Raw genomic sequence first — 11,627 nt, 5'->3', positions numbered from 1 at the left:
GCGTCGACGAGGCCCTCTCCCTCAACCCCGACATCGTCTCCACCGCCTGCCCGTTCTGCCTGGTCATGCTCACCGACTCGGTGAACGGCAAGAAGAACGACGGCAAGGCCAAGGAGTCCGTCCAGGTCGTGGACGTGGCCCAGCTGCTGCTCGACTCCGTCAAGACGCCGGCCGACCCGGCGGGCGAGGCGGAGACCGAGAGCGCGCCGGAGCCGGAGCCGGTGAAGTAACCCGCTCCCCGCACGTACGGCGCCCCCTGCTTCGCACAGGCAGGGGGCGCCGTCGTGTTTCCGCGGGCCCGCGCGGGGGACGTCCGGTTCAGGCGCCCTTGGGGCCGGCCTGCTGGACCACGTCGAAGGACCACAGGGTCGAGCCGGAGGCCGCCGGCTTCGGACGCTCGCCGCCTTCACCGCCGCCCGCGCCACCGCCGCCCTGGTGCGCGGTCTTCATCGGCCCCTCCATCCAGGCCTGGAAGGACTCCTCGTCCCGCCAGCGGGTGTAGACGAGGTACTGGTCGGTGCCCTCGACGGGCCGCAGCAGCTCGAACCACTCGAAGCCGTCGGAGTTCTCCACCGCGTGGGCCCGCGAGGCGAACCGCTTCTCCAGCACCTCCCGCTGCTCGGCGGGAACGGTCAGCACGTTGATCTTCACTACGCTCATGGACCCATCCTGGACCATCCCCCGGGGACGGGACAGGACATCAGGGCGGCAGGAGGATCACGGCCGTTCCCGCCCGTCCGCGCCGGCCGCCGCGGACCGCTCCCGCAGTTGCTCGGTGATCTGGACGAACGCGGCCCGCAGGTGGTCCGGGATCCCCAGGGCGGCCGCCGCCTGTTCGGCGGAGAGGGCCGGCGCCCCGGGAGCGGCCGCCCCCGCGGCGGGCGGCGACAGGGGCAGATCCTCCTCCGTGAGCTTGCCGGACCGGATGAGGACGTCCCGCACGGGGACGCGGAGGGCCCGGGCCAGCCCCCTCATGGTGTCCAGGTCGGGCATGCTCTGCCGCTGCAACAGGCGGGTGATCGCCGCCCGGTGCACGCCCGCGTCCTCGGCCAGCTTGGTCTTGCCGCCGCCGCGTGGGCTGTCGATGTCGTAGCCGCGCGCCCGCATCACATCCTCGACCCAGTCGGCGAATTCCTCGATGTGCTCGGCATCGCTCTTCATCTGGAAGGTGCTCCCCTGCTTTCCGTTCCGCGATGCCACTCTATCGGTCGTGCGCACACGAAATATGTGGGCGCGCGCACGCACATAGCGAGATTTCCCGCCAACCCGGCACAGGGAGTCTCCCCCGTGGACGACAACCCTTGCCGCACTCATTGCGTGCGAACACGCAACATGCCAAGCTCTGTGCGCACGCGCAACATCTCCCCCGCGGACTCCCCAGCACCCCCCTCCCAGGATCGGAGTGTCCCGTCCATGTCCAGCAGCACCTCCCCCCAGGACACCGCACGCGCCGCCCGCTGGATCGACCTGCTCGCCCGCCAGTTCCCGGAACTGCTCACCGAGCTGACGCCGGGCGGGGGGCGGCCCGCGTCGTCGGCCGGCCGCTCCCGGGGCACCGGCGGCAGCGCCGGCTCGGCCCCCGTACGGCTCCATGTCTCCGACGCCCTGCGCGACATCACCGACGGCGTCGTCGAACTGGAGGAGGCGGTCCGGGACAAGCTCGGACTCGGCCGCCCGCCCCGCGCCGACGTGCCCGAACGGCTCCGCCGCATCGCGGAGCTGCTGGACCGCGCGGCCGGCCACCCGGTCCTCGTCCGGCACGTGCTCGACGAGTGCCGGCGCATGGTCCGCCGCGGCAATCGCGCGCTCGGCACCCCGGAGGCGATGGTGCGGGTCGACGGCCGCTGCCCCTGGTGCGACTCGGTCTCGCTGCGCGCCCTGCCCGCCGCGCGGACGGTCCTCTGCGTCAATCCGGGCTGCCGGTGCGCGGACCCGCACTGCGCGTGCGCCGAGGACCCGGGCCACCGCCACTGCTGGGCCGAGTCGTCGTGGGCGGAGCTCGCCCTGGCATCCGGGGCGGACGCCGACGGGATCGCCGAGCTCGTCGACGCCGCCGAGGCCACGGAAGAAGCCGCCTGATGGCGCCCGTACCGACGCCGACCCTGGTGACCGGCGCGACGGCCGCCGCGGAAGCGGGGGTCTCCGCCGCGACCGTACGGAAGTGGGTGCAGCTGGGCCGGCTGACCGCGGCCGGCAGACAGGGCCGCGCCCACCTCTTCCGCCTGGAGGACGTCTTCGCCGCCGAGCGGGCCGCGCGGGGGCTGCCCGTCCGCCGGTAGCCGGACATCGGCCCGCCCCGTCGCCCCGTCACACCTCCCGGTGTGGCGGGGCGACGCGCGTTCCACGACGGCACCCGCCAAACTCCAGCAGATCTCTTGTTGCGCTCGCGCTCGCAACGTGTCACAGTTGGTGCAGCGGCGGAGCTGCGCCCGGGCCCGAACGGTCCGCGCCCGGCCCGCCGCTTCGTCGTAGCCATCCCCTCGCGAAGGGAGGCCCTCACATGGCCGATCCGGCGGTCACCTTCCCCGATGTCGAGCGACTCGTCGTCGACCATCTGAAGACCCGCACCGAACTCGCCGCCGCCACCGTGGACAACGTTCCGCCGAGCGGATTCGACGGCACCCAGCAGGTCGTCCTGGTCTCCCGCGCCGGCGGGGCCTGGACCGACGACGAGCACCTCGACCAGCCGCTGGTGGACTTCGAGGTCTACGGACCCGACAAGACCACCGCGCACGCCCTGTCCCTGAAGGTCCGGTCGGCGGTTCTCGCCCTGCGCGGCACCCCCTACGGCACGACGCGCGTCACCGACGTGCTCGAGGCCGACGGACCGCGCTGGCTGCCGGACTGGAACCGGCCGGCGGCCAACCGTTACCACTCCACGGTCCGGCTGCTCATCCGCCTCGCCTGAGCACCGGTGCCGCTGAGGCATCACACCCACTCCAAGGAGACACGCATGGCTGGCAGCAACGCCAATGAAATCCGCGTCGCCGGTACCGGACGCATCCTGGTCGCCCCGGTCGGTACGGCCGCGCCGGCCGACACCACCGCCGAATGGGCGGCCGGCTGGAAGGACCTCGGCTACACCTCCCAGGACGGCATCAAGCTCGCCAAGAAGGACAAGCTGGACCCGGTCGAGACCTGGCAGTCGGTCTCGCCGGCCCGGTTCATCTACTCCGACCGCGACCTGACCGTGAAGTTCCAGCTGCTCCAGATGAACGAGGAGACCCTGCCCTTCTTCATGGGCGGCTCCGCCATCTCCGAGACGGCCACGGGATCGGGCCTCTACAAGTACGACCTGGCCTCCGCGCCGGAGTTCAACGAGAAGGCACTCGGCATCCAGTTCAGCGACGGCAACAAGATCACCTACCGTTTCGTCATCCCGCGCGGCCAGGTCACCGAGACCGAGGAACTCTCGCTGACCCGCACGGCCTCCATCAAGCTCGGCGTCACCTTCACGGCGCTGGCGGTCGACAACATCAAGCCGCTCGCCACCTTCCTGACGAACGACGCGTCGTACAGCACCGGCACGGGCACCGGAACCGGCACCAGCAGCATCGCCAAGTAACTCTTCCCCCTCCCCCCGGCGGGTGGGCCGGGACGTGCGTCCCGGCCCACCCGCTCCTCAACCGAAACGGAGTTGACCCATGGCAGGCTTCGACGTCGGCGCCGCCCGAGCCCAGCGCCTCGAGGCACTCGGCCGGAGCTGGTCGTTCACCATCGACGGTGACGCCTTCACGCTCCCCACCGAGCTGACCCGCACGACGGCCCGCGCCCTGCGCGAGCTGGACGACAACGACGTGGACGGTCTGCTGCGGGTGCTGCTGGGTGATGCCCAGTACGCCCGCTTCGACCGCCACGACATCACCATGCAGGACATCGCGGCGATCATGGAGGCGTACGGCAAGGAGACCGGGCTCGGCCTGGGGGAAGGCTGAGCCTCGGCGTGTTCGTCGACGAGCACGCCGAGGCCCTGGAGGCGGACCTGCTCCGCCACTACGGCGTGGACCTGCTCGACTGGCACCGCGGCGGGCTCTCCTCACGCCGGCTCGCGGTACTGGTCAAGCACCTGCCGTCGGACAGCGCGACGGCACGCGAGCTGCACGGCGAGGCGGTCGACTGGTCGGTCACCGACTACCTCCTCGCCGCCGCCGTCGACCGACTCGCCGAGGCCAACTGGATGTTCGCGACGGTCAACCGGGACGAGGACGCGGAACCGCTGGAGTACCCCGAGCCGGTGCCGCGGCCGGGTGCGACCGGGCGGGCCGCCGGCCCGGAGGACCCCGCGCCACCGACCGGTTCGCCGGACCTGCCCCGCCTCCGCAATCCGGGGCCCGCCGAGCTGGCCCAGTTCTTCTCCTGACACCTCTCGGTTCCGGCCGTGGTGGCGCAGGAGTGAAGCGAAGTATGACTGATTACCGATAGACCACGGCAGCCCACGCGGCGCACCGCTGGTCACGGCAGTGCGGGCGCAGGCACTCCCATGGGCCCCATCAAGGCCGGTTCACGCTTGGGATATCCGTCGGCCCGCCGGCGGACGCGTCTCCGGAGCCGTCTTCGCGGGCGGTAATACCCGCCGGATCAGCGGCAGCCAAGAGGTGGCTTGAAGCCCACCCTCCGACTTTCCTTTTTCCGGTGGCGTGGGAGAGGCGTCAGGTATTCTCGATCATCGATCGCTCATATGTTTGATAACGGGGTGAGCGGTGCGGAGGGGATGGGGCCGAGTGACAAAGAACGACGGCGCGGTGCCGGGCGGGCTCGATTACGACGCCGAGGCCACCGATGAACTGCGGCGCATGCTGGCCACCCGCATGCGTGGCCGCCGCCTGCCTCCCGATCTCGTGGTCACCACGCGATCGGAGATCGAGCGGCGGGAGCTCCGGGCGTACGGACAGGGCTGGCGCGACCGGGGCGAGCACGACGAGTGGCAGGCGGGCGGACCGGGACCGGCACCTCGCCCGGCCGGCGGTGCGCAGGACCCGCCGGAGCGGCCGCCGACGCCTGGGGCCCCGGGCCCGTATCCGCACCCGTCCGGCCCGCCGGCCGCGCGTCCGCACCCCTCGGACGACCCTTCCTGACAGCTCAGCGCCATCAACGAGGTCCCGGTGCTCCTTCCGCCGGGACCTCCGTCGTTTCCCCCTTTCGTCAGGGCTTTTCCCCCGACGACCGGTCCGGGACGGCATCCTCCGCCGCGCCCGGGAGACCCCGTTCCACCCGTCTGCGTGCTCAGCGCACGGTCAGGGCGATCGCGCCCGTCAGGAACAGCCCGCCGGCAGCCACGTTCCCGACCATGACCGCTGACGGCCGAGAGAAGCCGGTCCCGAGGACGCAGTCCTCCACTCCCGCGGCAGGCCTGCCCACTCTTCTCATCCGCCCGTGCGCCACCTCGTCCACCAGACCTCTGGGACGCACCGGCCCGACGGGGAGTCCAGACCAGCAGGAGGTACGTCAATATGTACTCCAAAATGGCCGAAGAAGCCAAACAAATAGCAGAGATCATCCGCGGTGACATAGCGAAAATCCGGGCGGCGATCGGGCTCTCGGAAAGCGGCACGGCCCAAGCAAAAGGAGAACCTTCCCTTGCGAGCCGAGTCGCCGATCTGGAGCAGGATGCGGCCAGCTGGGCCAACGGAAACTGGCTGAAGAGCGAAGGCACGCTGATTGTCGCCGAGGGGGTGTTCGCGAAGATCGCCTGGGACTTCATCAAGGTCGAGGTTCCCTCGGTCGTCCGCTTGAACGAGGAGAAGATTCTCGAACGTCTTGGGCTGGAATATACGGATGGGTACGTCCAGCGCTTACGGCGCACCCGGCAGCAGCCCACCGACGACTCCGCGCCCGCCACCGACGGGACCCCCCTCCAGCAGGCCGCCCAACTGCAGGAACACGCACGCCGCGCCCAGCGGCAGTTCGACGAGATGCAGCAGCGCGCCCAGCGTGCCCAACGGGAAATGGGAGAGGCCCAGGAGCGGGCCCAACGGTTCATGACCCAGATCCGGAATACGGCGACCGCGATCAGGGATCTGCAGCAGCAGATCGGCGAAGGCGGCAGCGGTGGGAGCGGAACCGGCGGCGGCACAACCGGTTCCGGTGGCACCGGAGGCGGCGGTGCCGGCGCCTGACCGATCAGAGCAGGGCCGATCCGCAAATACACTGAAAGGTCGGTGACACATGAGTCTGAAATCCACACTGAGCCAGGCGACAACCTCTCTCACCAGGTTCCGCACCGCAATAGGCCAGACCTCGTCCTCCCTCACCTCGCTCCGAACGGCCAGTGAGAACGTGTCCGCCTCGCTCGGCAAAGCGGGCAAGAGTGCCGGCCAGGCCACCACGGCCCTGAACGGAATGAGGACGGGCACGAGACAGGTGCCCACGGCCCTCACCCAGGTCAAGTCCGGCGCCGACAGACTGCACACCTCCCTCGGCAAGCTCAGGACCACCGCGACCCAGGCAGGCGGCGGACTCGACAAGGTCAAGTCGGCCTCGCGCGACGCCGACGGGCAGATCGGCCGGGCCCGGACCGGATCCGACAAGCTCAAGGCCTCCCTGGACAAGCTCAAGACCGCCGCCCACGGCGCCCGGGGCGAGCTGCAGAACGTCCGGAAACAGGCCGACGCCGTCGAGACATCCGTCGGCAAGGCCGCGAAGAACGCCGACCGGGGCGGGAAGTCGATGGGCGGCCTGGGCAAGGGGCTCAAGGGAGCCTCGCTGGCGCAGCGCGGACTGAACCTGGCGATGTCCGCCAACCCCTTCGGGCTGGTGATGACCCTGCTGACGCCGCTCATCGCGCAGTTCGTCAACATGGACAAGGTCACCAAGCTGCTGCAGACAGGCGTCTCGGCCGCCATGAAGGGCATCGGCTCCGCGGTGGGCGCCCTCGTACGGAACGCCGGCCCCCTGCTGAGCGGTCTCGGCAACGCCGTCGTCTCCCCCATGACGGGCCTCGCCGTCGCCCTGAACATCCTGTTCGCCGCGCTCGAGGGAATCCACATCAGCATCCCGGGCTGGGTACCGAAGTTCGGCGGCCGGTCGTTCGGCTTCCCCCGCTGGCACGTGCCGGTCCCCCAGCTGGCCACCGGCGGTGTCGTCCAGGCCCGCCCCGGCGGCACCCTCGCCCTGCTCGGGGAGGCCGGCGAGCACGAGGCCGTCATCCCGCTGTCCAAGCTGGAGGGGATGCTCGGCCAGGGCGGCGGGCTGCGCACCCTCGCGGCCGCCGTCGAGAAGCTCGCCGACCGTCCCGTCGTCGTCCGCATCGACTCCCAGGAGATCGCCCGCGCCGTGTTCCTGGGCCAGCGGCAACTGGCCCGCCGGTAGGACGCCGGCAGTCACCCCTCCTCCGGTCGACGGCTTCCGCCCGTCGGCCTTTTCTCATGCCTTCAGGAGTCCCCATGGGAAACCTCTGGATCGGCCCGCCCGGCGCCATGACCGAGATCGATCAGGCCGCCAAGTCCTTCGACCGCAGCGCCGACCTGGGCGTTACCGAGTTCAAGTCGCTCGGCGGCCGGGTCACCGTCACCCGTGCCGCGTCCCCGGTCCGCCGGCTCAAGCTGTCCTGGGAGCTGCTCGCCCCGGCCCACGCGCGCGCCCTGGACCGGATCGCCCGCCGGACCGGCGGCCCGGGCCCGGTGTACGTCGTCGACCCCGCCGCCGCAAACGTCCTGGCACCCGCCCAGGCCGAAGGCACCGGCACCGCCGGAGCCGTGGACGTCACCGGACTCGCACAGTGGTTCAAGACCTCCACGACCGGCGCGGTCTCCGAGAGCACCACCGTTCCCGGTACCTTCGTCCACACCGCCGCCGATGCCACCAGCGCCCTCGCCTGGCGCTACACCGGCACACCGGGGAGCGGCGGCAACTTCCCCGTCTCCCCGGGCCTTCAGATCTCCTTCCACGCCCCGACGGCCCTGGCCGCACTCGGCACCGTGAGCGTCGGCATCGACTTCAAGAAGGCCGACGGCAGCTACCTCGCCACGCTCGCGGCCACCGGCCCCCTCGTCACCGGCACCGTCCCGGCGGGAGCCGTCTACGCCACTCCCACCGCCAAGCCGGGCACCGCGGGCACCTACGCGCTCGCCGGAGCCTGCTTCACCTACGGCGGTACGGCACAGGCGGGCATCCCCGGTGACGGCCTGCCGCCGATGTCGGTCACCGGCTACACCGACGCCCCCGGCCGTCCGCTGCCGTACCGGAGCATCGGCATCGACCTGGTGGAGGTGTCCGGTGCAGCGGGCTGACGACGCCACCACGGCCGCGCTCGCCGCCGGCGAGCGGACCGCCCGGCACCGCACCCGGCTCGGCGGCAAGGACGTCTCGGCGCAGGTGCAGTCCTGGCAGCTCGAGCGGTCGTACGCCACCGATCTGCCGGCCGCGATGCGCGCCTTCTCCGGGTCCTCCGCGGCCCAGCTCCAGGTGCAGCTGTCCGGCACCGGCGGGCGGACGGCACCCGAGCTTTACTCACCGTGGGCCGCCCGCGCCACCGGGGACATCGTGCGCCCCGGCCAGTCCGTGGTCCACGAGGGCGGCGTGGGCCCCGCCGCGCTGCCCGCCTTCCGGGGCACGATCCGCTCCCGGTCCGCCCCCTCCGGCAGCGATTCCGTGCAGGTCACCGCCCTCGACGGAGCCGAACGGCTGCGCGGGCCGGCTGTCCTTCCCAATCCCAATCCGTCCGGTTCCTGGGGCCGGGTGTCGTCGGCCACTTGGTGCGTCTCCGAACTGCTGCGCCAGGGCGGACTGTACGCCTGCCCGCCGGCCCGCTACCCGGACTTCGCCGACGGCAAGCCGCTCACCTTGGTCTACGCCTCGCTGCACGGCGGGTTCAGCACGCCGTACGGCCAGCTCGCGTGGGCGCCCGACCCGCAGACGTACACCTTCGTCCGGGACGGCGCGCCGCACAGCATCGCACTGGTCCCCAAGAGACCCCGGCTACGGGCCACCTGGCACCCCCGCAGCCGCGTCACGGTGCCCGGCAGCACGCTGTTCGCCGAGGTCTGGGTCAACAACGCCCTCCGCTACGACAGCCCCACGGGCGACGACCAGATCGGCAACGACGACCAGGTCGTCATCCAGCTGGAACTGAACCGCGGCACAGGGCAGTCGGGGTACCTGAAGCTGGCCGTGAACTTCACCGAGCGCTGGATACGGATGTCCTCCACCGACTGGGAAGACAACTATTACTTCCAGCCTTACTTCCAGTGGTCCTGGCCGGTCCTGAGCCAGCGGGGCGTCTGGCACATCGGTGCCTGGTTCGACACCACGGGCGGAACGGACTCCGTCTACCCGACCGTACGACCCCGGCTCACCGCTCCGGACGGCACTCAACTGGTCGGGGCCGAAGCGACGTTCGGCAACACGGTGGGCCTCCAGCCGAAGTCCGAGCTGCACCTGGTCTCGCTCTCCACCGACCTGCCGGCCGAGTGTCTGCAGGTCACCAGCGGGCTGCCCGCGATGCCGACGACTGCCGAGTTCTCGCACACGGGTGCCTGGCAGTGGACCAAGAGCGCGGAACTCGACGACGTGATCCTGCCCCTGCGCACCGTGCCCCGAGTGAGCGGCTCCCAGTGGGAGGTGATCTCACAGATCGCCAAGGCCAGCATGTCCACCGCCGAGATCGACGAGCGAGGCGTCTTCCGGTGGCGCAACCACACCCGGTTCGCCACCCGGCCGACCACTCCCGACCTCACCCTCACCAGCGTCCGGGAGATCTCGTCCTTCACCGTGACGGAGGAGATCGACGCCTGCCGCAACTACTGCGTCCAGCCGTACAAGGACTGGTCGGACATCTATCCCGCGCGGAGCGTCACCCTCCAGGAAGAGGAGATCCGCGCCCTGCCCCGGCGGTCGACGACCACCGTCAAGTACCTGATGTCCGACGAGGAATTCGACGTCATCCCGCCCGTCACCCTCGAGACCATCCTCCTCGTGTATGACAGCGAAGTGCGCTTCAGCACCGACCCCTCAGGCGGCATCCCCGTCAAGGGCATGGTGGACATACTGGTCCGGCGCGAGGACGGTTACCTCGTCGTCCGGTTCACCAACCGCAGCGACCAGACGCTGTACATGGCCACCGCCGACGGCAAGCCGTCCTTGCGCCTGTCGACGTACAAGCGGAGCGCCGATCCGGTCGAACGCACGGCCATCGCCCTTCTGGACGACCCGGCGAACGACCCGGACGGCGTCGCCAGCGAGAAGTACTACGGCCGCCAGGAGTACACCGCCGAGAGCACCGACTGGGTGCAGGACCTCGAATCCGCGACCGCCCTCGCCACAGCGATGCGCTCCGCGGGCGTACTGCCGGTGCCCGTCATCGGCGACGTCGACGTGCTGTACGACCCGCGCCTCCAGCTCGGGGACGTCGTCCGCGTCGTCGACACCACCGGCGCCGTGCTGGACACCCTCGCCTGGGTCATCGGCATCCGCACCACGGCCACCGCCGAGGGAGGCGTCCAGCAGACGCTGACCCTGCGGGGAGTCGACCCAGGTGCCCCGCCGGGCGACTCCGGACTCACCCCGGACGCACCGAGCAGTCCGGCGGCGGTGCCCTCGGCGTCCTACGCAGCCGTCTCCGCCGCCTACCCGACGCTGGCCGACCTCACCGCGTCCGGCCTGACCTGGAGCCGGGTCAAGGAGGGTGCCCGTGTCTGAGAATCCCGCGGAGCCGGGGCCCGTCGCGGACCCGCCGGCCGACGAGACGTACGTGATCCTCACCCCCGTGCAGGTCACCGTGATCCCCCTCCCCGATCCCGGACCCCCCGCGCCGCCCGAGACCGACGAGACCGTCGTGCTCGCCGACGCGGTGGCGGGCGGCGGCCTCACGGCACCCGGCCCGCGGCCGGACGCGGACGCACCCGACCCCGACGCACCCGAAGAGGCGACCCTGGCATGACCGCTTACACACCGCTCGGCGGTATCCCCTACCCTCAGCCCACCGACCCGGCGAATGTCCCGCAGCACCTGCAGTCCCTCGCCGAATCGGTGGACGCCCGCACGATCCTGCGCTTCGCCACCGCCACGGCCCGGGACGCGGCGGTCACCGCCCCGGCCCCCGGCATGGTCGCCTGGCTCTCCAGTCCCGGCCAGTTGACGTACTACACCGGCACGGCCTGGCAGCCGGTGGCGACGGCCCCGGCTTTCGTGTACGGCAGTGATCCCGGCACGACCAACTCGACGACACCGGTGGAGGTCCTGCCGTCGGGGAGCCCGACTCCGATGGCAGTCGTGTTCACCGCACCGCTGGCCGGCAAGGCGCTCGTGACGGTGGGCGCCTGGATCAACAACTCGGTGGCCACGTCCTACGGGTACATGGGCGCGACCGTGCGGAAGGTCTCGGACAGCTCTGTCTTTCTGGCGTCGTCCACCGAGCGCGCCTGCACGGTCACCGGCACCAACCGGGTGTCCGCCTCCAGCCAGTTCCTCGTCACCGGCCTGACCGCCGGCGTGGCCTACTCGGCGACAGCCGCGTACTGGTCGGTGGCGAGCACCAACACGGTCTCCTACGACCACCGCTTCGTCCGGGTGGACCCCCTCTGACCCCACCGCTCCCCCTCCCTCCCCACCGGAGCCCCGGTGCGTCCCCACCTGGCGCACCGGGGCTCCGGCGTTCCCCTCCCTCTCCGCTCCCCGCCCTTTCCCCCCGA

The 11,627-nt window shown here is 71.2% G+C and carries 16 protein-coding genes; 14 read left to right on the top strand and 2 right to left on the bottom strand.

Translation table 11 applies throughout. From position 1 onward, the window contains the following. Positions 1–230 (top strand): hypothetical protein (locus AB0E62_RS04895; RefSeq protein WP_362188067.1); only part of this gene is annotated, 230 nt, incomplete at its 5' end. Between the two features lie 88 nt (positions 231–318). Here the strand turns inward: AB0E62_RS04895 and AB0E62_RS04890 are convergent. Together AB0E62_RS04890 and AB0E62_RS04885 are read right to left on the bottom strand one after the other, a co-directional pair. Beyond that, positions 319–660 (bottom strand): antibiotic biosynthesis monooxygenase, encoded by a 342-nt coding sequence (locus AB0E62_RS04890; protein ID WP_362188064.1) that lies wholly within the window; start codon positions 658–660, stop codon positions 319–321. Positions 661–717: 57 nt separating this feature from the next. Continuing rightward, on the bottom strand, positions 718–1,161 hold the full coding sequence (locus tag AB0E62_RS04885; protein WP_362188061.1) for a helix-turn-helix transcriptional regulator: 444 nt from the start codon (positions 1,159–1,161) through the stop codon (positions 718–720). Positions 1,162–1,413: 252 nt separating this feature from the next. On the opposite strand from AB0E62_RS04885, the gene AB0E62_RS04880 reads away from it, so the two are divergent. The 13 genes from AB0E62_RS04880 (at position 1,414) to AB0E62_RS04820 (ending at position 11,520) form a co-directional block, all read left to right on the top strand. Beyond that, positions 1,414–2,079: a hypothetical protein gene (locus AB0E62_RS04880; protein WP_362188058.1), complete on the top strand. Its 666-nt coding sequence runs from the start codon at positions 1,414–1,416 to the stop codon at positions 2,077–2,079. After that, positions 2,079–2,279 (top strand): helix-turn-helix domain-containing protein, encoded by a 201-nt coding sequence (locus AB0E62_RS04875; RefSeq protein ID WP_362188055.1) that lies wholly within the window; start codon positions 2,079–2,081, stop codon positions 2,277–2,279. Before AB0E62_RS04880 ends, AB0E62_RS04875 begins: the two co-directional genes overlap by 1 nt. 221 nt (positions 2,280–2,500) lie before the next feature. Beyond that, the gene (locus tag AB0E62_RS04870; RefSeq protein WP_362188052.1) at positions 2,501–2,908 is read left to right on the top strand and encodes a hypothetical protein; all 408 of its coding nucleotides are present in this window, start codon (positions 2,501–2,503) and stop codon (positions 2,906–2,908) included. A 45-nt stretch (positions 2,909–2,953) separates the two neighbouring features. Further along, on the top strand, positions 2,954–3,565 hold the full coding sequence (locus tag AB0E62_RS04865) for a phage tail protein (protein ID WP_362188049.1): 612 nt from the start codon (positions 2,954–2,956) through the stop codon (positions 3,563–3,565). A gap of 79 nt (positions 3,566–3,644) precedes the next feature. Further along, a complete protein-coding gene (locus tag AB0E62_RS04860; protein ID WP_362188046.1) occupies positions 3,645–3,935 on the top strand; it encodes a hypothetical protein in 291 nt (96 codons plus the stop codon). A gap of 65 nt (positions 3,936–4,000) precedes the next feature. Further along, the gene (locus tag AB0E62_RS04855; RefSeq protein ID WP_362188124.1) at positions 4,001–4,360 is read left to right on the top strand and encodes a hypothetical protein; all 360 of its coding nucleotides are present in this window, start codon (positions 4,001–4,003) and stop codon (positions 4,358–4,360) included. A 361-nt stretch (positions 4,361–4,721) separates the two neighbouring features. After that, positions 4,722–5,075, top strand: coding sequence for a hypothetical protein (locus tag AB0E62_RS04850; protein WP_362188044.1), 354 nt, complete (start codon positions 4,722–4,724; stop codon positions 5,073–5,075). Positions 5,076–5,462: 387 nt separating this feature from the next. After that, on the top strand, positions 5,463–6,116 hold the full coding sequence (locus AB0E62_RS04845) for a hypothetical protein (RefSeq protein WP_362188041.1): 654 nt from the start codon (positions 5,463–5,465) through the stop codon (positions 6,114–6,116). Positions 6,117–6,165: 49 nt separating this feature from the next. Continuing rightward, positions 6,166–7,308: a hypothetical protein gene (locus tag AB0E62_RS04840; protein WP_362188038.1), complete on the top strand. Its 1,143-nt coding sequence runs from the start codon at positions 6,166–6,168 to the stop codon at positions 7,306–7,308. 74 nt (positions 7,309–7,382) lie between these two features. Then, on the top strand, positions 7,383–8,228 hold the full coding sequence (locus AB0E62_RS04835) for a hypothetical protein (protein ID WP_362188036.1): 846 nt from the start codon (positions 7,383–7,385) through the stop codon (positions 8,226–8,228). After that, a complete protein-coding gene (locus tag AB0E62_RS04830; protein WP_362188033.1) occupies positions 8,215–10,635 on the top strand; it encodes a hypothetical protein in 2,421 nt (806 codons plus the stop codon). The genes AB0E62_RS04835 and AB0E62_RS04830 overlap by 14 nt, the downstream gene beginning before the upstream one ends. Beyond that, the gene (locus AB0E62_RS04825) at positions 10,628–10,876 is read left to right on the top strand and encodes a hypothetical protein (RefSeq protein WP_362188031.1); all 249 of its coding nucleotides are present in this window, start codon (positions 10,628–10,630) and stop codon (positions 10,874–10,876) included. The genes AB0E62_RS04830 and AB0E62_RS04825 overlap by 8 nt, the downstream gene beginning before the upstream one ends. Continuing rightward, positions 10,873–11,520, top strand: a complete 648-nt coding sequence (locus AB0E62_RS04820) for a hypothetical protein (RefSeq protein ID WP_362188028.1) — start codon at positions 10,873–10,875, stop codon at positions 11,518–11,520. Before AB0E62_RS04825 ends, AB0E62_RS04820 begins: the two co-directional genes overlap by 4 nt. Positions 11,521–11,627 lie beyond the last annotated feature (107 nt).

The sequence above is a fragment of the Streptomyces sp. NPDC038707 genome (assembly GCF_040636485.1).
Classification (GTDB): domain Bacteria; phylum Actinomycetota; class Actinomycetes; order Streptomycetales; family Streptomycetaceae; genus Streptomyces.
Note: the sequence above shows the minus strand (reverse complement) of the source record. Positions and strands in the feature narration are given on the sequence as shown.